The organism is Streptococcus sp. 27098_8_186 (assembly GCF_041432055.1).
GTDB classification, from domain to species: domain Bacteria; phylum Bacillota; class Bacilli; order Lactobacillales; family Streptococcaceae; genus Streptococcus; species Streptococcus dentalis.
The window spans coordinates 44,924-65,686 of the sequence record NZ_JAPVYV010000005.1; the positions used below are offsets into that span (position 1 = coordinate 44,924).

Sequence of the window (20,763 nt, forward strand, 5' to 3'; positions counted from 1 at the left end):
ATGCAACGTTTACTTTTATATGTTCACTACAATAAGTTTAATTTTATTAGTGGGCATGTACTCTATCAATTAGAGAAGATTCGCCCCTTGTATTCACGGGTGGTCTTTATCTCCAATAGTCAGCTACCAGAAGATGTGAAGTCTAATTTAGTAGCACAGCATCTGGTAGACGATATTCTAGAGCGCCAAAATAGTGGCTTTGACTTTGCGGCTTGGCGGGATGGAATGAAGACAGTTGGCTTTGACCAACTGGCTCATTTTGATTCGGTTACCCTCATGAATGATACCTGTTTTGGACCGCTTTGGGATCTAGACCCCATTTATCAGCAGTTTGAACATGATGATGAAGTGGATTTCTGGGGAATGACCAATTACCGGAAAGACAAGGATTTTAACGAGCATATTCAGAGTTATTATCTCAGTTTTAAAAAACAGGTGTTGACATCAAGCGCCTTCCTAGAATTTTGGCAGGGTGTTCAAGACTTTACCAATGTTCAAGATGTGATTGATAACTATGAAACCAAGGTCACAACGAATTTCTTGGATGCTGGTTTTCGCTATACGACGGTCTTTGATACCATTCATGAAGACACCACAGGGATGCTCTATCCGGACTTTTCTTACTACAATCCTACAGCGATTCTCCGTCATAAGGTTCCTTTTATCAAAGTCAAAACTATTGCGAATAATGAAGGAATCATCCCTTACATTTTTGACGAATTGGAACGTATATCGGACTATCCATTAGATTTGATCCTCAACCACATGTCTATGATTGATCGTCCGGACTATCCGTATTTGTTATCGCGTAAGTACGTGAAAAACCAAGAATTGGCAGAGAATTTCGATAGAAAAGTTGCGGTTCATCTCCATGTCTTTTATGTGGACCTCTTGGAAGAATTTCTAGATGCTTTCCAAGCATTTCATTTCACCTATGACTTATGGATTACGACAGATGTAGAAGAGAAGAAGCAGGCTATTGAGAAAATTCTTTCTCATCGAGCACAAGATGCCACGGTTGTGGTGACTGGAAACATTGGACGGGATGTGTTGCCAATGTTGCTCCTAAAAGAGCACCTCTCCCGTTATGATTATGTAGGTCATTTCCATACCAAAAAATCCAAAGAAGCAGATTTTTGGGCAGGTGAATCTTGGCGGAAAGAATTGATCGAGATGTTGGTCAAGCCGGCTGATCAAATCCTAGCCAATATGGAAGCCAATCCAAAAGTCGGAATTACTATTGCAGATATTCCAACTTTCTTCCGTTACAATCGAATAGTGGTTGCCTGGAATGAAGCTCTTATTTCACCAGAGATGAACAAGCTCTGGGAACAGATGAATGCTACCAAGACAATTGATTTCAAGAATCTCAATACCTTTGTCATGAGCTATGGGACCTTTGTTTGGTTTAAATATGATGCTTTGAAACCACTCTTTGATTTGAATTTGACAGCAGCAGATGTCCCGGCTGAACCTCTTCCTCAAAATTCGATCCTTCATGCGATCGAACGTTTGTTGATCTATATTGCTTGGGATCAAAAGTACGACTTTAGAATCTCCCAAAACCCACATGTTCTCACACCATTTATTGATAATAAGCAATTGAACAATCGCGAAGATCTTCAACCCCATACCTTTGTAGACTTTAATCAAATCGGTGGGATCAAAGGAGCCTTGAAGTATATCGTAATCGGTCCAGCAAGAGCTGTGAAATATATAGTAAAAAGAATGATAAAGAAAGTGAAATAATGAAACGGAAAGAAGAGTTTAATATTAAGGAATTTATCCTCTCAGTTTTATCGAAAGTCTCAAGAACCCAGTGGTATTATGTGATTACTTTCGTTCTATTTTCTTTTTTTAATTTTTATCTAGCCCAGAATAATCTTGCTGTTCACAACAAGGCAACTGGTACAGTCTTACAATATGTCAATTTTTTAGGAATTTTATTTGGAATAAGTTTCCTACTATTAGTTCCAATATTATCCCAGTTCAATTTTAAAAAATGGTTTCCATTCAAACTGGTTGTAAGTTATTTGGTTTACAATACTCTATCTTATTTGACGGAAATCACGATCTATTTGAATAATCCAAAATACAAGGTTTGGAATTTTGATCAGAATCCATTCTTTAGAACGGATTCCTTCCTTGTCATTTTCCTTTTGTTTGCTTCTACAGGTGGTTTGGTTCTATTGCGACAGCGTTATGATAAGTTGCCTAGTCGGAAAAAAGGAGTAGAAGAGATAGGCGAGAACTACCAGTATCTGGTTTTGTCACAACTCTTGATCACTTTTATCGTAACAGATAAAAATTTTTCTACCCTTATTTACAGGACGGATAATTTTTTGTATAAGGCGTTTGAAATTGGCAAATACTCAGCCCAACAATTCTGGTTGACGAATGAATTCTTATACTTTCTATTCCCGTTGATTTCCTTGCTTGGATTTTTATACACAAAAGGGCAGCGAGATTTTGTCAAGAACAAACCGAGTTTCTCTTTAGTGTTCTTCTCTAGTACCACTATTGCAATCGTATTGAATTATTTTATCCAATTTAGTTTAGGTCGAACAGAACCCTTCTTAGGCGTTCATTACACGATTCCAGATGCCATCATATTTCAAATTCTCATTCTGACAGCGATCCTCATCTTAGTTTATTTTTGTATCAATCAATATTGGATCGCTACCTGTCTCATTTCCATTGTTTCCATAGCTTTTGTGGTTGCTAATTCCATTAAGTTTGGAATGAGGAATGAACCAGTTTTACCGAGTGATTTAACTTGGCTAAGTAAACCAATGACCCTTTTGAGTTTTGTGGACAAAGCGCAAATGTTCTACATCCTTTTATTGGTGGTCTTTCTGGTTTGTCTACTAATTGTTGGGAAAAAGTACCTGTTCAAGGGAAGAATTATTTCCTCATGGAAAATTCAAATTGTAGCTATCGCTATGATGCTCTTGTGTTTTAAGAGTGTCAATGGAATATTCAGTGATAAAGAAAACGGTAAGATCAAGGCCAATGTACCAATTATTAGCACCCTGAACAATTATCAGGATATTAATTGGCTAGGCAATACGACCAATGCACGTTATAAGGGCTTGTCCTATGTTTGGATGAATCAATTAACAACAGAAGTTATTCTAAAACCGGATGGTTATTCAAAAGAACGTCTTGAAAAGATAGTCAAAAAATATACTAATTTGTCGAATGAGATCAATAAGGAGAGAAGTAACTACTTAAACGATCAAACAGTCATCTATATACTGAGTGAAAGCTTTTCTGATCCTAGAAAAGTTGAGGGAGTAGAACTGACGCAAAATCCAATTCCAAATATTGAGAATATCATGAAGACCCATACGAGTGGGCAAATGCAATCGGATGGTTATGGGGGTGGAACTGCAAATATGGAGTTCCAGACTCTGACAGGTTTACCTTTCTACAATTTATCGCAAACTGTATCTGTCTTGTATACGGAAGTCCTTCCTAAGATCCATGATGTGCCATCTATCAGTAATGCATACTCGAAACAGAATAAGGTTGCTGTTCACTTGGCAGGTAAATCGAATTATTCTCGGGATATTGTGTATTCGCGGTTAGATTTCAAAGATTTCATTACGACCAATACAAAAGGGATCAAATATAGAAATGAAGGAATCAGTCCGAGTGATGAATCCACTTATAATATTGTTCTAGATAATTTAAACGACAAAACCGGACAATTCTTTTCTGTAATGACCATGCAAAATCATACACCGTGGTTGGAAGCAAATCCAGAATCTTTGGATGGTAAAGGTAAAGGGTTTAGTGATGAAGAAAATTCAAAACTAACCTTTTACAGTCGCTTGCTTTCACAAACAGACACCGCTACCCAATCCTTCCTGGAAAGTCTTTCTAAAATAGATAAGAAGATTACAGTGGTATTTTATGGGGATCACTTGCCAGGTCTCTATCCTGAGTCTGCCTTTAAGAATAATCCGGAGAGTCAGTATCAGACAGACTACTTCATTTGGAGTAATTTTGATGCACCAAAATTGAATTATCCTTTGGTCAATTCAAGTGATTTCTCTGCTTTGGTTTTTGAACAGACCAATTCAAAAGTTTCGCCTTACTATGCTTTGTTGACGGAAGTGTTGAAAAAAGCAAGTGTCGATAAAAAGGCTTTAGAAGGAGAAGCGTTAGAGATTGCGGATGATTTAAAAATGGTTGAATATGACTTGATTAGTGGGAAAGGTTACCTATCTAAAGACTTCTTTAAAGTTCCAACTAACCGATCAAATTAAAAGGAGGCTAGCAGGTAAAAATCTTTGTGATTTTAGCTGTCTAGCTCCCTTTTTTTTGTTTTTTATGCTAAACTATTAGATGGGGGTACGCTCATGATTAAGATATTTGGAAAGGTCCATTATCATTGGCAACCGGACTTATCAATACTTGTGACTTATTGGTCCATTGCAGTGATTCCGGTCTTTATTGGACTGGCCTTGATGTATGAGAGCTCTAGTGTGCCAACGCTAGTTTTGTTTTCGTTCTTTTTATTTATGGTCTTGCTCGCGATTGGAGTTCATCGTTACTTCACGATCTATGAAGACGGGATCTTGCGGATTATTACAGCTAATCCTTTTACTCCAATCAAGGTGAAGATTGACTCGATCGAAAAGGTCGAAGTAAATAAGAAATCAATCAAGCTCATTTTTAATGACGGTTCGCGCAGTCGGACATTCTGTATGCGCAAATGGCCGAAAAAATACTTTATCAATGCACTTGCCTTAAATCCTTATTTTAAGGGAGAAGTAATCCTGACGGATAACTTCATCCATGTGGATTACTACGAGATGTATTATGCAGACAAATAAAAAGCCCTCTTAATCTTTTAAGAGAGCATGAGTGGGGCATTCTTTAATAGCCTCGAGAACATCGTTTGTGACAGGAACTTCCTTTTCTAGGAGGTCGTCCTCTTCAGCAACAAATTTAACGATGCCATTGTCATGGTAATCAAATAATTCAGAATAGGTCTGACAGAGACCGCAAGCGATGCAACGATCTGGAATTAACGTAACTTTCATACTTCTATTGTAATGATTTTTACGAGAAAAAACAAGGAGGAAGTCATGGCAAAAGAACCATGGGAAGAAGATATTTACGATGATGGAGAAGAAACATTGAAAAGAACGAGTAAGTTAAACGGAATTAAGGCAGATCGTCTATTGACGATTTTAGCCATTATTTTCTTTGTAGTAGTAGTGGCGATGGTCTGCTTGTTGATTTTCCTTTCAACAGGTGGCAGCAACAAATCCAAACAAATGTCTGGATTCTATAATGGTGAGACCAAGGTTGAACAGAAATCATCCGCCCCTGCGGCAAAGAACAAACAAGAAGCTACCGAGGACAGTTCGAAAAATGAAAACTCTGAAGAAGGAACGATTACTGTTCAAGCAGGAGAAGGGGAAGCAGCTATTGCAGCGCGTGCCGGCATTTCCATTGCTCAATTGGAACAGTTAAATCCATCTCACATGTCTACAGGATCATGGTATGCCAATCCTGGTGATGTCGTTAAGATTCAGTAGGAGTTGAGCACAGCATGAAACAAATTCAAATTGCTATTGATGGACCGGCTTCTAGTGGAAAGTCAACGGTTGCGAAGATCATTGCTAAGGATCTAGACTATACGTATCTAGATACGGGGGCTATGTATCGTGCAGCGACTTATCTAGCTTTGCAAAATAAATTGACAGCCGAACAGGTTGATGACTTGTTAGACCTTTTAGATCAGTATCCGATTAGTTTTGGTCGTTCGGAAGACGGAGAACAGCTCGTTTTTGTAGCAGATGTGGATATTACCCACCCGATTCGCGATAACCAAGTGACCAATAATGTCTCATGGGTTGCAGCACTTGCGCCAGTCCGTGAAAAACTTGTCGCTCTACAGCAAGAGATTGCAGCAGAAGGTGGCATTGTTATGGATGGTCGTGATATTGGGACAGTTGTCCTTCCACATGCAGAATTAAAGATCTTTTTGGTTGCTTCTGTGGAGGAGAGGGCAGAACGTCGCTATAAGGAAAATGTTGAGAAGGGCATTACAGCGGATCTTGAATTGCTGAAAAAAGAAATCGCTGAGCGGGACTATAAGGACAGCCACCGTGCCGTTTCTCCTTTGAAACCTGCAGCAGATGCCATTCATTTTGACACCACGGGTGTTGGAATTGCAGACGTTGTTGCCTTTATTGAAGAAAAAGCAAAAAAACTTCTTGACAAAGAATAAAAAACTTGATATCATATAAAAGTTGAGAAAAGCAGAAGTGAGAACTTCTCGCCTTGTGACGCAAGTTGCCTGGCCCCTACGGATCAAGTTTCAGTAATGAAATACATCATGTAGTTCGGGCCTGTTTTGCAGGTCCGTTCTTTGTTTTTCTCGAATAATAAAAAAGAGGTGAAAACCATAGCAAAGCAAGACTTATTCATCAATGATGAAATTCGTGTACGTGAAGTTCGCTTAATCGGTCTTGAAGGTGAGCAATTGGGTATCAAACCACTTAGCGAAGCGCAAGCACTTGCGGACGACGCTAATGTTGACTTGGTTCTCATTCAACCTCAAGCTAAACCTCCTGTTGCGAAAATTATGGACTACGGTAAGTTCAAATTTGAGTACCAGAAGAAGCAAAAAGAACAACGCAAAAAACAAAGCGTTGTTACCGTGAAAGAAGTTCGTTTGAGCCCAGTGATTGACAAGGGTGATTTCGATACAAAACTTCGCAATGCTCGCAAATTCCTTGAAAAAGGAAATAAAGTGAAGGTATCCATTCGCTTTAAGGGTCGTATGATTACCCACAAAGAGATTGGTGCTAAAGTTTTAGCCGACTTCGCTGAAGCGACACAAGATGTGGCGATCATCGAACAACGAGCTAAGATGGATGGACGTCAAATGTTCATGCAGTTGGCGCCAGCAACTGACAAGAAATAATCTGTCAGAAAGTTAAAAAAAGGAGAAAATATCATGCCAAAACAAAAAACACACCGCGCATCAGCTAAACGTTTCAAACGTACAGGTTCTGGTGGACTTAAACGTTTCCGTGCTTACACTTCTCACCGTTTCCACGGAAAAACTAAGAAACAACGTCGTCATCTTCGTAAAGCATCTATGGTGCATGCAGGAGATTTCAAACGTATCAAAGCAATGCTTACTCGCTTGAAATAATCGCGTATTCGTAAGTAAAGAATTCTAGGAAATATTGGAGGAAATATAAATGGCACGTGTTAAAGGTGGCGTTGTATCACGCAAACGTCGTAAACGTATTCTTAAATTAGCTAAAGGTTACTATGGAGCTAAACATATCTTGTTCCGTACTGCAAAAGAACAAGTAATGAACTCTTACTACTATGCATACCGTGACCGTCGTCAAAAGAAACGTGACTTCCGTAAATTGTGGATCACACGTATCAATGCGGCAGCTCGTTTGAATGGACTTTCATACTCACAATTGATGCATGGTTTGAAATTGGCTGAGATCGAAGTTAACCGTAAAATGCTTGCTGACTTGGCTGTTAACGATGCAGTAGCTTTCACAGCTCTTGCAGATGCAGCGAAAGCAAAACTTGCTAAATAATATTTATAAGACTGGGAAGATTTTCTCAGTCTTTTTTTCTTGTTGATTTCATGCTATAATGAAAATAATCGTAAGCAATATGAGGAGAGATGGAGGATACAAAGGTGACACACAATCGACTAGCATGGGATGAATATTTTGCAGCACAGGCCTTACTGATTTCGAATCGAGCGACCTGTAATCGCGCTAAGGTAGGGGCCGTTCTGGTTAAGGATAATAAGGTCATTGCAACGGGTTATAATGGGTCCGTTTCTGGGACAGATCATTGTCTAGAGGATGGCTGCCTCATGGTCGAGGGACATTGTGTCCGGACAATTCATGCGGAAGTCAATGCGATTTTGCAAGGAGCTGAACGTGGAATTCCCAAGGGCTTTACAGCTTATGTGACGCATTTTCCTTGTCTCAATTGTACCAAGCAATTGCTTCAAGTCGGTTGCAAGAGAGTGGTATACATTCATCAGTATCGAATTGATGAATATGCCGAGTATCTCTACCGTGAAAAAGAAGTAGAACTGGTCAATTTACCAATTGAAGAAGTGAAACGAGCTATTGCAGAGGCTGATTTTATTTAGGGAAGATTTCCAGTCTATTTCATGATATGTTAGCAATCTAATTGGAAACCTGTCCAAATTAATGTTAAGAGATAGCATTGAATAGATGGATACCATGAAAGGAATGATGGAATCAAGAATAATGGTGTTAAAGGAAAAACATAAAAATATAAGAAAGGAAGGAGAAAGTGATGACAAACCAAGAGAAACATTTTGAGGAAAATAAAGAACATAGCAAGATCAGTGAAGATTATCCCAATTCTATATTTGTTCAGAATCCTCCAAAAGAAAATAGCTTACATTCTATTCTTCTTTCAGTAACCTTTTACCTATCCATTATCTATCTTGTATTGTTTTTCTTTTACTTTGCACCTTGGGGTGAAGGTTGGGGATTTGTCGTTTTGATTTTCCTTGGTCCAAACTTATTAAGTCTTGCGATTGGAGCCTCTCTAATTCGACTAGGGATGAAGAAGGGGAATAAAAGCCTTCTCTATGCGAGTGTTGGACTCTATCTGCTGTCTATCATCTTGGCTTTTGATCCGGACTGGGAAATATTTCGAATTGCTCCCTTATGTTTAGGTATTTTGGATTTAATCGGAACACTCCTGGTTAAAGAAGAGAAAAGCTCTTAATCAAAAAATAGGTATGGTCAACTCTACTCAATAAAAAGTATTCGGGTCGATCAAAGAGATAGTTAAATCAGTTCTTCCGCTCTATTTTTAAGCGCTATTATTTGAAAGAATAACTAAAAATGTTAGGAGAAAGTTATGACAGATCAACAAAAAAATCCTGAAGTAGATAAAGAAAATGAGGCATATGCTTCAGATGAAAGTCTTTTTCCGAACAATGAAATGAAGCCAGAGAAGAGAGTTGGGACTTCTGCAATACTTTCTTTTGCCTTGTTCATAGCCATTGCTTATACAGTTTTACTTTTATTAGGTCTCTTTTCAATGGGAGCGTGGGCTGGTGGCTTTTTGTACTTTTTGGGAATCCATATGATTAGCTTTGTTATTGCAACTATCCTCTTGTGGAATGGAAAAGCAAAGGGCAATAAAACAACTCTTTATATAGCAGCAGCTATTTATGTTTTTTCATTTATTGCTGCGGGTGATCCGGATTGGGTGATTAATCATATACCACCGCTTGTGGTAGGAGTGCTGGTATTGATTGGAACTGTGTTGTTTAAAAATGGAGAGTGACTAGTGTAGATGGGATTGAAGATTTTTATAAATATGTTGTAATTTAACTATGTAATAGCATCCATTGCTGTGCGGTTACCTACTATTTTTGAAGATAAAGAAGTACCGTGTGAGGGTGCTAGATCTTGCCTACTGGACTCGTTAATTGATAGATACCCTATGGGTATTTTTTTGTGAACTTTTTAGGAACTTTGAGAACTATATTCAAGTCGGTATAATTAGGTCGTTCATAGACTAAAAAAACTGATCTAATAGGCTTCTTACAAAATAATTTTCCATATCATTGGTAATGTGTTATAATGAAGTGTTATATGGTCCCGATAAGGTGATAGTCTATCTATCAGTACTTTGTAACTCTATAACAATATTTTTTAAGGGGGGACATTTTTATGTCAGAACGTAAACTTTTCACGTCTGAATCAGTATCTGAGGGGCATCCAGATAAGATTGCAGACCAAATTTCAGATGCTATTTTAGATGCTATTTTAGAGCAAGATCCTGAAGCTCACGTGGCTGCAGAAACAGCTGTTTATACTGGTTCCGTGCATGTCTTTGGTGAGATTTCAACGACGGCTTATGTGGATATTAACCGGGTTGTTCGAGATACGATTGCAGAGATTGGTTATACCAATACAGAATATGGATTCTCTGCTGAGACTGTAGGAGTACACCCATCTTTGGTGGAACAATCTCCTGATATTGCCCAAGGGGTAAACGAAGCCTTGGAAGTACGTGGAAATGCAGATCAAGATCCACTTGATTTGATTGGAGCAGGAGACCAAGGTCTCATGTTTGGGTTTGCGGTGGATGAGACAGAAGAACTTATGCCACTTCCAATCTCACTCAGCCACAAGTTGGTTCGTCGTTTGGCAGAGCTTCGTAAGTCTGGGGAAATCAGCTATCTTCGTCCAGATGCGAAATCTCAAGTTACGGTTGAGTACGATGAAAATGATCGTCCAGTGCGCGTGGATACGGTGGTTATTTCAACTCAACACGATCAAGATGTCAGCAACCAACAAATCCACGAAGATGTGATTAACAAGGTTATCAAGGAAGTGATTCCAGCTTCTTATATTGATGATGAGACCAAATTCTTCATCAACCCAACAGGTCGTTTCGTTATCGGTGGGCCTCAAGGAGACTCTGGTTTGACAGGTCGTAAGATCATTGTGGATACTTATGGTGGTTATTCACGTCACGGTGGTGGTGCCTTCTCTGGTAAGGATGCGACGAAGGTAGACCGTTCCGCTTCTTATGCAGCTCGCTACATTGCCAAGAATATCGTAGCAGCAGGTCTTGCTAAGAAGGCAGAAGTGCAATTGGCTTATGCGATCGGGGTGGCTCATCCAGTATCTGTTCGTATCGATACCTTTGGTACAAGTACTGTTGCTGAGAGCAAATTAGAGGCAGCAGCGCGTCAAATCTTTGATCTTCGTCCTGCAGGCATTATCCAAATGCTCGACCTCAAGCGTCCAATCTACCGTCAAACAGCAGCATATGGCCATATGGGACGGACAGATATCGACCTTCCATGGGAGCGTTTAGACAAGGTGGAAACCTTGAAAGAAGCTGTAAAATGATTAGTTGAAATGCAAAAGTTAGGGTCAAGATGATCCTAGCTTTTTTTCGTTTTGAAAATTCCTACAGATGGAAAAATAGGGCGATCTGTGGTATAATAGATGCAGTATTTTGAATACGTTGTCCCTTTTATTTCCGTTAAAAAAACGATAGTAAAAGGAAAAAGACTTGAAAGAACTAATAAATTAATAAGATGAAAAAAATTGTAATAAATGGTGGTCGCCCTCTAAAAGGAGAGGTGTCCATTAGTGGTGCAAAAAATAGCGTAGTAGCCCTGATTCCGGCGACCATTCTGGCGGATGATATCGTGACCCTTGACGGGGTACCGGATATCTCCGACGTGGCGAGTCTGATTGAAATCATGACCATCATGGGGGCTAAGATTGAGCGCAATGAAGACAGCTTGATCATTGATCCACGTGGAGTGAAGAATATGCCTATGCCATTTGGAAAGATCAATAGTCTGCGAGCTTCCTATTATTTCTATGGCAGCTTGTTAGGGCGCTATGGTCAAGCAACGGTTGGGCTTCCTGGTGGGTGTGACCTTGGCCCACGTCCGATTGATTTGCATTTGAAGGCCTTTGAAGCGATGGGAGCCACTATGACTATGGATGGCTCTAGTATGAAGCTTGCAACTGAAGGTCGGCCTCTTCAAGGAGCTAACATCTACATGGATACAGTTAGTGTCGGTGCAACGATCAATACGATTTTGGCGGCGGTCAAAGCTAAGGGACGGACAGTGATTGAAAATGCTGCGCGAGAACCTGAGATTATCGATGTGGTGACCTTGCTCAACAACATGGGAGCCCATATTCGGGGAGCAGGGACAGACATTATTATCATTGATGGTGTTCCACAGTTGCATGGAACTAGACATCAGGTGATTCCAGATCGCATCGAAGCTGGAACCTATATTGCCCTTGCAGCTGCTATCGGAGAAGGTATCCAGATCAACAATGTCCTGTATGAACATTTAGAGAGCTATATTGCCAAGTTAGAGGAAATGGGTGTGCGTATGACCATTTCTGAAGATAGCATCTTTGTAGAAAAGCAGACGGGCTTGAAGGCGATCCAGATCAAAACGTCTCCTTATCCTGGTTTTGCGACTGATTTGCAACAACCGATCACACCTTTGCTCTTAACAGCAGCAGGACGTGGTCGAATCGTTGATACGATTTATGAAAAGCGGGTCAACCATGTGCCAGAATTGGCTAAAATGGGGGCCACTATTTCGACCTTGAACGACCATATTATCTATGAAGGGCCAAATCAATTGACAGGATCCAGTGTGAAAGCGACGGATCTTCGAGCTGGTGCGGCTTTAGTGATCGCAGGTCTGATGGCTTCTGGAACAACAGAAATTACAAATGTGGAATACATCCTTCGCGGGTATTCAGATATTATTCATAAATTGACCCAACTTGGAGCAGATATCCAGTTGGTAGAGGAATAGTGACCGACCTAGGGGCCTGATAGTGGCGGCTGAATACACGAACAATGGAGTTTGACATGAATATTTGGACGCACTTAGCTGCCTATTCACTAATTGAAACACAAAGGTTGTATTTACGACCTTTTCTCTTTGAGGATGCGGAAGATTTTTATAAGATTGCTTCGAATCCTGATAACCTACAATTTATCTTTCCTGCACAAGCCGATCTTGCTGAAACTCAATATGTACTTGCCAACTATTTCATGAAAAATCCTTTGGGGGTTTGGGCCATCTGTGATAAGGAAACCAATCAGATGGTTGGCTCCATCAAGTTTGAAAAGTTGGATGAAATCAGGGGTGAGGCTGAGTTAGGCTACTTTTTACGCAAAGATTTATGGGGAAAGGGTCTGATGACAGAAGCGGTCAAAGAGTTGGCCTACCTATCATTTGAAAAATTTCAACTGAAGGAGCTTAAGATTGTCACCCATGTTGAAAATGCAGGGAGTCAAAAGGTCGCTTTAAAGGCTGGTTTTCGTCTCTTTCGTCAATTCAAAGGGAGTGACCGCTATACGCGTAAAATGCGCGATTATTATGATTTCCGCCTAGGTAGAGGGGACTTTTATGAGTAAACACCAAGAGATTTTAGACTATCTCGAAAAATTACCGATTGGGAAACGGGTCAGTGTCCGCAGTATCTCCAATTTTTTGAATGTCAGTGATGGGACAGCCTATCGTGCCATTAAAGAAGCTGAAAATCAAGGAATTGTCGAAACGCGTCCTAGAAGCGGGACCATCCGTGTCAAATCGCAAAAAGCTGTACTAGAGCACCTGACTTATCGGGAAATTTTAGAAATCACCGGTTCTGAAATATTAGCAGGTGAGGAAGGTCTCGAAAAAGAATTTAATAAATTTTACATCGGTGCCATGACGGAGAAGCACGTCCTAGACTATGTGTCTGAAGGTGGGCTTTTGATCGTGGGAGACCGCACTAACATCCAACGATTGGCTCTTAAGCATGACAATGCGGTCTTAGTGACAGGTGGCTTTGAGGTCAGTGAGGATGTAATTGATCTGGCCAATCAGGTACAAATCCCAGTCATACGAACTTCACACGATACCTATACCGTCGCGACCATGATCAATAAGGCCTTGTCCAACATGCAGATTAAGACGGACATCTTGACAGTCGAGCAGGTCTATCGCCCCTTCCATGAGTATGGTTTTCTTTCTGAGACGGATACGGTTCGGGATTATTTAGATTTGGTCCGAAAGAATCGCTTTAGTCGCTTTCCGGTTGTCAATCAGCACCAGATGGTGGTGGGCGTCGTGACCATGAGAGATGCTGGAGATAAGGTGCCTCAGACGACCCTTGATAAGGTGATGTCACGGACCATCTTTACTACCAATTTGTCCACAAGCATTGCGACGATTAGCCAACGGATGATCGCTGAAGATTATGAAATGATTCCTGTTGTTCGTAATAACCAGACCTTGCTGGGGGTTATTACGCGGAGGGATGTCATGGATCGGATTAGCAAGGTGCAGTTTTCGAGCTTACCAACCTTTAGTGAGCAGATTGGTCAAAAGATTCAAACAGAGAATGACCATTACCAATTCACAGTGGAACCAAGTATGCTGGAGAAAAGTGGTGTTTTGGCCAATGGGGTGATGATCGAAGTGCTGATGAAGGTTGTTCGCAAGATGATGCAACACAGTGGGCGTAGCTTGATTGTCGAACAGTTGATCATCAATTTTTTACAGGCTGTGCAGGTGGATGATGTGATCCGCATTGAACCCCAACTTGTACGACGAACCAGACGTTCAGCCTTGGTTGATTTTAGCTTGTATTTAGATTTGCAGCTAGTCGCAAAAGCAACCATTACGATTAAGATTAATTAAACAAAAAGAAATGAGGAGACAATGATTACATTAAAATCACAACGTGAAATTGAAGCCATGGATCGTGCAGGAGATTTCCTTGCCAGTATCCATATTGGATTACGTGACTTGATCAAGCCAGGGCTTGATCTTTGGGAAGTTGAAGAATATGTCCGTCGTCGCTGTAAAGAAGCCAATGTCTTGCCGCTTCAGATCGGTGTAGAAGGCAGTCTCATGGACTATCCTTATGCGACTTGCTGTGGTTTGAATGACGAAGTAGCCCATGCTTTTCCACGTCATGTCATTCTCAAAGATGGTGATCTCCTCAAGGTAGACATGGTCTTGTCAGAACCGCTGGATAAGTCTGTTTTGGATGTTTCAAAATTAGATTTTGATAATGTGTCGCAAATGAAGAAGTACACTGAGTCCTATTCTGGCGGCTTGGCAGATTCTTGCTGGGCTTATGCGGTTGGAAATGTTTCTCAAGAAGTTAAAGATTTGATGGACGTGACCAAAGAATGTCTCTATAAAGGAATTGAAAAAGCAGTCGTCGGCAATCGCTTGGGAGATATTGGCGCAGCGATTCAAGAGTATGCAGAAAGCAAGGGCTATGGCGTGGTGCGTGATTTGGTCGGACACGGTGTCGGGCCTACCATGCATGAAGAACCAATGGTACCGCATTATGGTCGTGCTGGACGCGGTCTTCGCTTACGTGAAGGGATGGTCTTGACGATTGAGCCAATGATTAATACCGGTACTTGGGAGATTGATACAGATATGGAAACTGGTTGGGCCCATAAGACCCTCGACGGTGGCCTTTCTTGTCAATACGAGCATCAATTTGTGATTACAAAAGATGGTCCAGTGATCTTGACTAGTCAAGGTGAAGAAGGAACATACTAAAAAATAGAGAGGAAAGAATGGAGCTGAAGGCAAGTGTCTGGTTTCGCTCTTTGCTCTTTTTAGTAAAATGGGGAGGTGACGAATGAAAAAGATCCTACAAAAAGTACTGGGGCAGCCATTTATAAAGGGCTTCGTGCGGTTTTATCAGAGTGCAGAGTCTGATATCACCAGTATTGCGGTTGCCTATTATTTGTTGATCTCCATTTTCCCTTTGATGCTGATTGCAGCCAATATTCTGCCTTACTTTCATATTCGTCCTACCCAGATTCTTTTGAGCTTACAAAAAGTCTTGCCAGCGTCCTTATATAGAATAGTGGCACAGATGATTTCGAGTGTGTTGACCAAACCGTCAACAGGCTTACTGAGTTTTTCGATCGTTTCCGCTTTGTGGATCTTCTCTCAGAGCATTGCCTACCTCCAAAAAGCCTATAACAAGAGTTATGGGGTGGAAAAGGAGCGTGGTATTATCTGGGGGCGACTCTTTAGCTTTCTGATCAGTTTTGCCTTGCAGGGCTTGTTCGGACTCTCGCTGATCCTTTCCATGTTTGGGAAAATGATCGTTCGTTATCTCTATCAGACCTTTTCATTTGATCGGACGATTTATGTGCGCTTACTGAATTTGACAGAGCCGACCATCTATCTCTTGCTTTTTGTCAGTCTGGTCTTGCTCTATTACACCCTTCCAAATGTCAAAATTCCGAAATTTAGATATGTATTGCCAGGGGCGACCTTTGTTGTTGCTGTCCTGTATGCGATCTTGAATATCTTTTGGAAATATGTGGATCGTTATGTGAGTCATTTCTTAGATGCTCGTTTCTTCGGTTCGGTCGTCCTAGCGGTCATTATGTTCTGGTTCATCTTGGTAGCTAAAATCATGATTATTGGTTGTATTTTAAACGCTAGTATCCAGTTTGCTAGAGAAGCCAAGTTCCAAACACGCAATGGAGAAATTGTCTCCAAATTAAAAACAGAAGAAGTAGCCTTTCGGCATAAAGAAGCTTCACAAACATTAAAGCGACGGTTACGCTTGATAAAAAAAGATAAAAAGGAATAAGGGAGAGTGGGACAGAAATCGGTAATTCGTTAGAATTCGATTTCGTCGTCCCACCTCCGCACAGTTTAGTAGGGCTGTAAAAGCTGATGAAATCAGCGTAGTAGAGCCCACTCAACCACTGCGTCTTGCTCGACAATTCAAAAATAATTGAGAGGCTAGAACTTTTGTCCCAGCCTCTTTTTTTGTTATCTATTTTTGTTGCATTTGCAACAAAAATGTGTTATGCTATTGTCAATAGGAAAGGAGGAGTGAGATGAGTATTTTGCGTGAGATTGGCATCATTGCGCGAGCACTGGATTCTATAGCAAATATTGAATTTCGAGATTTGGATCTGGCGCGTGGTCAATACCTTTACTTGGTGCGAATTGCGGAGCAACCTGGAATGATTCAGGAAGAACTCTCTGAGCTCTTAAAAGTAGATCGCTCAACTGTTGCCCGATCCGTAAAAAAACTAGAAGAACGAGGCTTGATTCAACAGCGCCCAAGGGGTGAAAACCTCAAAACCAAGGAATGGGAATTAACTGAAAAAGGCAAGAAGATTTACCCCTTCATTTTAGGGGAGCATCTTTACTCTGAAACAACTGCCTTAAAAGGATTTTCCAAAGAAGAAGTCTCACAGTTAGAGGAGTATCTCATCCGAGTTCGTGAGAATATCACCTTGGATTGGGAGCTAGTCAAAAAAGGTCAAAAAAGAAATTATAGTGAGGTAAAGCAATGAAAGTGACAGTCGATCAAGCTTTTTGGGATTTATTCCCAACAGCTAGAATTACAGTGATGTCCTTGTATGGCATTGATAATACAGTAGATGAAGCCAAGGATCCTTATTTCAAAGAATTGTTGGACGAGGGTGCCAAGCGAGCATGGGAATTTATCGATGAAGAAAACTATACCCAGAGTGAGTTCGTTCAAGAGTGGCGCCAAGCTTTTAGCAAGTTTAAAACAAAAAAAGGAGCCCGATCTTCGATCGAGGCACTCTTAAAACGGGTTCATCAGGGACGTGAATTCTATCCGATTAATCCTTTGGTGGATCTTTACAATAGTGTGTCTATGGCTTATGCCCTTCCTTGTGGGGGAGAAGATATGGATAAATTGGTGGGGGGACTCTCTCTAGGACAAGCGAAAGGAGGCGAACCTTTCTTTCCGTTAGGAGCTGAAGAAGATGCGCCAGCTTTGGAAGGGGAGATCATCTACTACGACCAAGAAGGAGCCGTTTGTCGTTGCTTGAATTGGCGTGAGGCTCAAAGAACCATGCTAACAGAAGATACCAAGGACGCTATCCTGGTTATTGAAGCCATCAATGAGGAGCAGGCCAAACGGGCTCAAACAGCCATGCAGGAATTGAAAGATCTAGCCAAGGATTATTTTGGGGTTGAAGGCACCATCTATCAATTAAGTGCAGAGCATGCAAGTATAGAAGTTTAAAAGAATAAGGCTGAAACAATCGTTTCAAGCCTTGTTTTTATTTTTAAAGACGAAGAGTTTACTAAAGACGTAATTGAGGACCACAATGGCCACTTGTGCAAAGAGGGTTTCGATTAGATTGATCTGGCTTTTGTTATTGTGGACAAATTGCCCGATAATTCCTGGGAATTGCTTGACAAAGATTTCTGTTAAGGCCATGTCCAGTATAAAGGTCCCAGAGCGCGCAATCGAAAATCGGATTAGGCGCTGAAACCAGCCTTTTCTCTCTTGCTTAAAGACGATGGTATCATTGGTCGCAAAGGCAAAAAGGATCCCAGCAATGTTTCCAATCGCTGTCGCTAATCGTTCATCACGAGACATATGATAGATGAAGAGGCGGGTTCCGACGGAAACAATGGTTGTTGCTACTCCAAAAAATAGATAAGATAAAATCTCATTATCAAAAAATCTTTTAATTAGTGTTTTCATAAATTTAGTCTACCATAAAACCTTAAAATATGCTATACTTGAAAGGTTGAAAAAATAAATTATTCAACCCTTGGTGCTTAAAATCCTTTCGCCAAGCATATTATACGCGGGAAAACCGCTAAAGGAGAATAAATGAAACAGTTAACTGCTCGTGATATGGCACAAATTGCCATTGTTGCCGCGATTTATATCGTATTAACGATTACCCCTCCTCTCAATGCCATGGCCTATTATGGCTATCAATTCCGTGTTTCGGAGATGATGAATTTCTTAGCCTTTTACAATAAGAAGTACTTGATTGGGGTGACTCTTGGTTGTATGATTGCTAACTTATTTAGTTTTGGATGGATCGATGTCTTTGTCGGTGGAGGTTCAACCTTTGTCTTCTTAGGACTTGGACTCATTCTATTTAGTCGTTTCAAAAACAAGTTCTTGTTTGACGGTCTTATTCGCTTGGACCATTTCTTGTTTGCGATTTTCTTTTCCATCTCCATGTTTACGATTGCCTTGGAACTTTATTACCTTCAAGGCCAACCATTCTTCTATAACTGGTTGACCATGGGATTGGGTGAATTTGCATCCTTGATTTTTGGAGCGATTGTGATCAATCAACTTTCTAAACGGATCGATTTTACAAAATAAGAAAAGGGAGCTTTGGCTCCTTTTTTTAATGCTAAGAATGCAGTAAATTCAAGGCTAAATTAAGATTTTATGATAAAATAAGAACATGAAAACCAGAATGAAAGAATTAGTGGAATTACTCAATCGTTATGCTTATGAGTATTACACAAAAGATGCTCCATCAGTTTCAGATAGTGAGTATGATCAATTATATCGGGAGTTGGTGGAACTAGAAACTGCTCATCCAGATGAGATCTTACCAGAGAGTCCAACTCACCGTGTAGGTGGGGTGGTTTTAAAAGGCTTTACTAAATACCAGCACCAGTATCCCCTTTATAGTTTGCAGGATGCTTTTTCGCGTGAAGAATTAGAAGCCTTTGATCAGCGTGTCCGTAAGGAATTTCCTTCCATCAGCTATGTATGTGAGCTGAAGATCGATGGCTTGTCCATTTCCCTCACCTATGAAAATGGTGTCCTTGTAACGGGGGCAACACGTGGGGATGGTTCTGTCGGTGAGGATATTACAGAGAACCTCAAGAGGGTCAAGGACATTCCTTTGGTTTTACCAGAGCCAGTGAACATTACTGTTCGAGGCGAGTGCTACATGCCACGGGCTTCCTTTGATCGGGTCAATCAGATCCGTCAAGAAAACGGCGAGCCGGAGTTTGCTAATCCGCGGAATGCTGCTGCAGGAACACTTCGCCAATTGGATACGAAAATCGTGGCCAAGCGAAATCTAGCGACCTTCTTGTATCAAGAAGTGAGTCCGACCGATCAAAGCAGTCAGGAAGGCGTGCTTGAGAAATTAGCCCGCTTAGGGTTTGTCGTGAACCAAGAGCGAGTGCTGGCTGAAGATATGGAGCATATTTGGGACTTTATCCAAAAAGTAGCTCAGCTTCGAGAGGATCTTCCCTACGATATCGATGGGATTGTCATCAAGGTCAATGATCTAGCTGTTCAAGAAGAACTAGGCTTTACCGTAAAAGCTCCTAAATGGGCTGTAGCCTATAAGTTTCCAGCTGAAGAAAAAGAAGCGAAAATCTTATCAGTTGATTGGACGGTTGGACGGACCGGTGTTGTCACGCCAACTGCCAATCTAACTCCAGTCCAGCTAGCAGGAACCACTGTTAGTCGGGCAACCTTACACAATGTGGACTATATTGCTGAAAAAGATATTCATCAGAATGATACCGTCATTGTCTACAAGGCGGGTGATATCATTCCTGCGGTCTTGCGTGTTGTCAAAGATAAGCGAGTCTCTGATCAAGCAATAGCCATTCCAACACATTGTCCGAGCTGCCAGAGTGAGTTGCTTCATTTCGAGGATGAGGTGGCCCTTCGCTGTATCAATCCGCTCTGTCCAGCACAGATTAAGGAAGGATTGAACCACTTTGCAAGTCGGGATGCTATGAATATCACAGGCTTGGGTCCAGCTGTTGTAGAGAAACTCTTCGCAGCTCAGTTGGTAGAGGATGTAGCTGGGATCTATCGTCTGACAGTCGAGGATCTATTGACTTTGGAAGGCTTTAAAGAAAAATCTGCTGAAAAACTCTATGAAGCCATTCAAGCTTCAAAAGAGAATTCAGCTGAGAAGTTGCTCTTTGGTTTGGGGATCCGCCATGTCGGTAGCAAGGTTAGTCAAATCCTCCTCCAAGAATTTCATGACCTCGACCAATTGGCTACAGCTGATCCAGAACGAATTGCCAGCATTGACAGTCTCGGTATGGTCGTGGCTGAAAGCCTCAAGCGTTATTTCGCGCAAGAAGGATCCAAGCGGCTCCTGCAAGAGCTTAAAGAAGCTGGAGTCAATAGGACCTATCTTGGTGAAAAAGTCGCTACTGATGCAGCATTATCAGGAATGACAGTCGTTTTGACTGGGAAGCTGGAGCGACTCACACGTTCAGAAGCCAAGGCAAAATTAGAAAGTTTAGGCGCTAAGGTAACTGGATCGGTTTCCAAAAAAACAGATTTGGTCGTTGCAGGTAGCGACGCTGGTAGCAAGTTAACCAAAGCACAAGAATTAGGAATCCAGGTAGAAGATGAGGCCTGGCTTGAAAGTTTATAG

At 41.1% G+C, this 20,763-nt stretch carries 23 protein-coding genes, 1 riboswitch and 1 other annotated feature; of the genes, 21 read left to right on the forward strand and 2 right to left on the reverse strand.

From position 1 onward, the window contains the following. From O3602_RS05960 to O3602_RS05970, 3 genes are all read left to right on the forward strand, one after another. Nucleotides 1–1,749 (forward strand): rhamnan synthesis F family protein, encoded by a 1,749-nt coding sequence (locus tag O3602_RS05960; RefSeq protein WP_270298563.1) that lies wholly within the window; start codon nt 1–3, stop codon nt 1,747–1,749. Further along, nucleotides 1,749–4,274, forward strand: coding sequence for an LTA synthase family protein (locus O3602_RS05965; protein ID WP_270298561.1), 2,526 nt, complete (start codon nt 1,749–1,751; stop codon nt 4,272–4,274). The genes O3602_RS05960 and O3602_RS05965 overlap by 1 nt, the downstream gene beginning before the upstream one ends. A gap of 93 nt (nt 4,275–4,367) precedes the next feature. Beyond that, nucleotides 4,368–4,844: an EbsA family protein gene (locus O3602_RS05970; protein WP_003003650.1), complete on the forward strand. Its 477-nt coding sequence runs from the start codon at nt 4,368–4,370 to the stop codon at nt 4,842–4,844. A 9-nt stretch (nt 4,845–4,853) separates the two neighbouring features. Here O3602_RS05970 and O3602_RS05975 read toward each other — a convergent pair whose 3' ends face one another. Beyond that, entirely contained in the window at nt 4,854–5,054 is a 201-nt protein-coding gene (locus O3602_RS05975) for a ferredoxin (RefSeq protein ID WP_371611340.1), read from the reverse strand. A gap of 45 nt (nt 5,055–5,099) precedes the next feature. On the opposite strand from O3602_RS05975, the gene O3602_RS05980 reads away from it, so the two are divergent. The 16 genes from O3602_RS05980 to O3602_RS06055 all read left to right on the forward strand — a co-directional run bounded on the left by O3602_RS05980 (nt 5,100) and on the right by O3602_RS06055 (nt 17,609). After that, nucleotides 5,100–5,555 carry an SAG1386/EF1546 family surface-associated protein gene (locus O3602_RS05980; RefSeq protein ID WP_003003714.1) on the forward strand — a complete coding sequence of 152 codons (456 nt, stop codon included), beginning with the start codon at nt 5,100–5,102 and terminating at the stop codon, nt 5,553–5,555. A gap of 14 nt (nt 5,556–5,569) precedes the next feature. Next, nucleotides 5,570–6,250 (forward strand): (d)CMP kinase, encoded by a 681-nt coding sequence (gene cmk / locus O3602_RS05985; protein WP_003012065.1) that lies wholly within the window; start codon nt 5,570–5,572, stop codon nt 6,248–6,250. 23 nt (nt 6,251–6,273) lie between these two features. Next, nucleotides 6,274–6,402 (forward strand) — a sequence feature (ribosomal protein L20 leader region). Between the two features lie 16 nt (nt 6,403–6,418). Further along, the gene (infC, locus tag O3602_RS05990; RefSeq protein WP_003003721.1) at nt 6,419–6,949 is read left to right on the forward strand and encodes a translation initiation factor IF-3; all 531 of its coding nucleotides are present in this window, start codon (nt 6,419–6,421) and stop codon (nt 6,947–6,949) included. Nucleotides 6,950–6,982: 33 nt separating this feature from the next. Continuing rightward, nucleotides 6,983–7,183, forward strand: a complete 201-nt coding sequence (gene rpmI / locus O3602_RS05995; RefSeq protein WP_003003453.1) for a 50S ribosomal protein L35 — start codon at nt 6,983–6,985, stop codon at nt 7,181–7,183. 49 nt (nt 7,184–7,232) lie between these two features. Continuing rightward, the gene (gene rplT / locus O3602_RS06000) at nt 7,233–7,592 is read left to right on the forward strand and encodes a 50S ribosomal protein L20 (protein ID WP_270298554.1); all 360 of its coding nucleotides are present in this window, start codon (nt 7,233–7,235) and stop codon (nt 7,590–7,592) included. A 104-nt stretch (nt 7,593–7,696) separates the two neighbouring features. Then, nucleotides 7,697–8,164 (forward strand): deaminase, encoded by a 468-nt coding sequence (locus O3602_RS06005; RefSeq protein WP_049490930.1) that lies wholly within the window; start codon nt 7,697–7,699, stop codon nt 8,162–8,164. Nucleotides 8,165–8,334: 170 nt separating this feature from the next. Next, nucleotides 8,335–8,775, forward strand: a complete 441-nt coding sequence (locus O3602_RS06010; protein ID WP_003003531.1) for a hypothetical protein — start codon at nt 8,335–8,337, stop codon at nt 8,773–8,775. 135 nt (nt 8,776–8,910) lie between these two features. Continuing rightward, a complete protein-coding gene (locus tag O3602_RS06015; RefSeq protein WP_003003750.1) occupies nt 8,911–9,342 on the forward strand; it encodes a hypothetical protein in 432 nt (143 codons plus the stop codon). A gap of 389 nt (nt 9,343–9,731) precedes the next feature. Then, complete coding sequence (metK, locus tag O3602_RS06020; protein WP_151379013.1) at nt 9,732–10,922, forward strand: methionine adenosyltransferase; 1,191 nt, start codon at nt 9,732–9,734, stop codon at nt 10,920–10,922. A 191-nt stretch (nt 10,923–11,113) separates the two neighbouring features. Continuing rightward, nucleotides 11,114–12,373: a UDP-N-acetylglucosamine 1-carboxyvinyltransferase gene (locus O3602_RS06025; RefSeq protein WP_003003362.1), complete on the forward strand. Its 1,260-nt coding sequence runs from the start codon at nt 11,114–11,116 to the stop codon at nt 12,371–12,373. 56 nt (nt 12,374–12,429) lie between these two features. Next, nucleotides 12,430–12,981, forward strand: coding sequence for a GNAT family N-acetyltransferase (locus O3602_RS06030; protein ID WP_371611341.1), 552 nt, complete (start codon nt 12,430–12,432; stop codon nt 12,979–12,981). After that, nucleotides 12,974–14,251, forward strand: coding sequence for a CBS-HotDog domain-containing transcription factor SpxR (spxR, locus tag O3602_RS06035; RefSeq protein WP_003011594.1), 1,278 nt, complete (start codon nt 12,974–12,976; stop codon nt 14,249–14,251). The genes O3602_RS06030 and spxR overlap by 8 nt, the downstream gene beginning before the upstream one ends. 21 nt (nt 14,252–14,272) lie before the next feature. After that, nucleotides 14,273–15,133: a methionyl aminopeptidase gene (locus tag O3602_RS06040; RefSeq protein WP_003012160.1), complete on the forward strand. Its 861-nt coding sequence runs from the start codon at nt 14,273–14,275 to the stop codon at nt 15,131–15,133. Nucleotides 15,134–15,215: 82 nt separating this feature from the next. Then, nucleotides 15,216–16,187 (forward strand): YihY/virulence factor BrkB family protein, encoded by a 972-nt coding sequence (locus O3602_RS06045; RefSeq protein ID WP_003012087.1) that lies wholly within the window; start codon nt 15,216–15,218, stop codon nt 16,185–16,187. Nucleotides 16,188–16,440: 253 nt separating this feature from the next. Next, nucleotides 16,441–16,905, forward strand: a complete 465-nt coding sequence (locus O3602_RS06050) for a MarR family winged helix-turn-helix transcriptional regulator (protein ID WP_003012235.1) — start codon at nt 16,441–16,443, stop codon at nt 16,903–16,905. Further along, nucleotides 16,902–17,609, forward strand: a complete 708-nt coding sequence (locus O3602_RS06055) for a B3/4 domain-containing protein (protein ID WP_371611342.1) — start codon at nt 16,902–16,904, stop codon at nt 17,607–17,609. Before O3602_RS06050 ends, O3602_RS06055 begins: the two co-directional genes overlap by 4 nt. 24 nt (nt 17,610–17,633) lie before the next feature. Here O3602_RS06055 and O3602_RS06060 read toward each other — a convergent pair whose 3' ends face one another. Next, the gene (locus tag O3602_RS06060; protein ID WP_371611343.1) at nt 17,634–18,077 is read right to left on the reverse strand and encodes a GtrA family protein; all 444 of its coding nucleotides are present in this window, start codon (nt 18,075–18,077) and stop codon (nt 17,634–17,636) included. Nucleotides 18,078–18,105: 28 nt separating this feature from the next. Then, a riboswitch (PreQ1 riboswitch) is annotated at nt 18,106–18,212 on the forward strand. Here O3602_RS06060 and O3602_RS06065 point away from each other — a divergent pair. Then, nucleotides 18,210–18,719, forward strand: a complete 510-nt coding sequence (locus O3602_RS06065) for a QueT transporter family protein (RefSeq protein ID WP_003003677.1) — start codon at nt 18,210–18,212, stop codon at nt 18,717–18,719. Its footprint overlaps the riboswitch before it by 3 nt. An 85-nt stretch (nt 18,720–18,804) precedes the next feature. Further along, entirely contained in the window at nt 18,805–20,763 is a 1,959-nt protein-coding gene (ligA, locus tag O3602_RS06070; protein ID WP_003012085.1) for an NAD-dependent DNA ligase LigA, read from the forward strand.

What these genes read in the sequence shown, in the direction of transcription:
- O3602_RS05960 (WP_270298563.1), top strand. Translation starts at nt 1, where the DNA reads ATGCAACGTTTACTTTTATATGTTCACTACAATAAGTTTAATTTTATT.
- O3602_RS05965 (WP_270298561.1), top strand. Translation starts at nt 1,749, where the DNA reads ATGAAACGGAAAGAAGAGTTTAATATTAAGGAATTTATCCTCTCAGTT.
- O3602_RS05970 (WP_003003650.1), top strand. Translation starts at nt 4,368, where the DNA reads ATGATTAAGATATTTGGAAAGGTCCATTATCATTGGCAACCGGACTTA.
- O3602_RS05975 (WP_371611340.1), bottom strand. Translation starts at nt 5,054, where the DNA reads ATGAAAGTTACGTTAATTCCAGATCGTTGCATCGCTTGCGGTCTCTGT.
- O3602_RS05980 (WP_003003714.1), top strand. Translation starts at nt 5,100, where the DNA reads ATGGCAAAAGAACCATGGGAAGAAGATATTTACGATGATGGAGAAGAA.
- cmk (WP_003012065.1), top strand. Translation starts at nt 5,570, where the DNA reads ATGAAACAAATTCAAATTGCTATTGATGGACCGGCTTCTAGTGGAAAG.
- rpmI (WP_003003453.1), top strand. Translation starts at nt 6,983, where the DNA reads ATGCCAAAACAAAAAACACACCGCGCATCAGCTAAACGTTTCAAACGT.
- rplT (WP_270298554.1), top strand. Translation starts at nt 7,233, where the DNA reads ATGGCACGTGTTAAAGGTGGCGTTGTATCACGCAAACGTCGTAAACGT.
- O3602_RS06010 (WP_003003531.1), top strand. Translation starts at nt 8,335, where the DNA reads ATGACAAACCAAGAGAAACATTTTGAGGAAAATAAAGAACATAGCAAG.
- O3602_RS06015 (WP_003003750.1), top strand. Translation starts at nt 8,911, where the DNA reads ATGACAGATCAACAAAAAAATCCTGAAGTAGATAAAGAAAATGAGGCA.
- metK (WP_151379013.1), top strand. Translation starts at nt 9,732, where the DNA reads ATGTCAGAACGTAAACTTTTCACGTCTGAATCAGTATCTGAGGGGCAT.
- O3602_RS06025 (WP_003003362.1), top strand. Translation starts at nt 11,114, where the DNA reads ATGAAAAAAATTGTAATAAATGGTGGTCGCCCTCTAAAAGGAGAGGTG.
- O3602_RS06030 (WP_371611341.1), top strand. Translation starts at nt 12,430, where the DNA reads ATGAATATTTGGACGCACTTAGCTGCCTATTCACTAATTGAAACACAA.
- spxR (WP_003011594.1), top strand. Translation starts at nt 12,974, where the DNA reads ATGAGTAAACACCAAGAGATTTTAGACTATCTCGAAAAATTACCGATT.
- O3602_RS06040 (WP_003012160.1), top strand. Translation starts at nt 14,273, where the DNA reads ATGATTACATTAAAATCACAACGTGAAATTGAAGCCATGGATCGTGCA.
- O3602_RS06045 (WP_003012087.1), top strand. Translation starts at nt 15,216, where the DNA reads ATGAAAAAGATCCTACAAAAAGTACTGGGGCAGCCATTTATAAAGGGC.
- O3602_RS06050 (WP_003012235.1), top strand. Translation starts at nt 16,441, where the DNA reads ATGAGTATTTTGCGTGAGATTGGCATCATTGCGCGAGCACTGGATTCT.
- O3602_RS06055 (WP_371611342.1), top strand. Translation starts at nt 16,902, where the DNA reads ATGAAAGTGACAGTCGATCAAGCTTTTTGGGATTTATTCCCAACAGCT.
- O3602_RS06060 (WP_371611343.1), bottom strand. Translation starts at nt 18,077, where the DNA reads ATGAAAACACTAATTAAAAGATTTTTTGATAATGAGATTTTATCTTAT.
- O3602_RS06065 (WP_003003677.1), top strand. Translation starts at nt 18,210, where the DNA reads ATGAAACAGTTAACTGCTCGTGATATGGCACAAATTGCCATTGTTGCC.
- ligA (WP_003012085.1), top strand. Translation starts at nt 18,805, where the DNA reads ATGAAAACCAGAATGAAAGAATTAGTGGAATTACTCAATCGTTATGCT.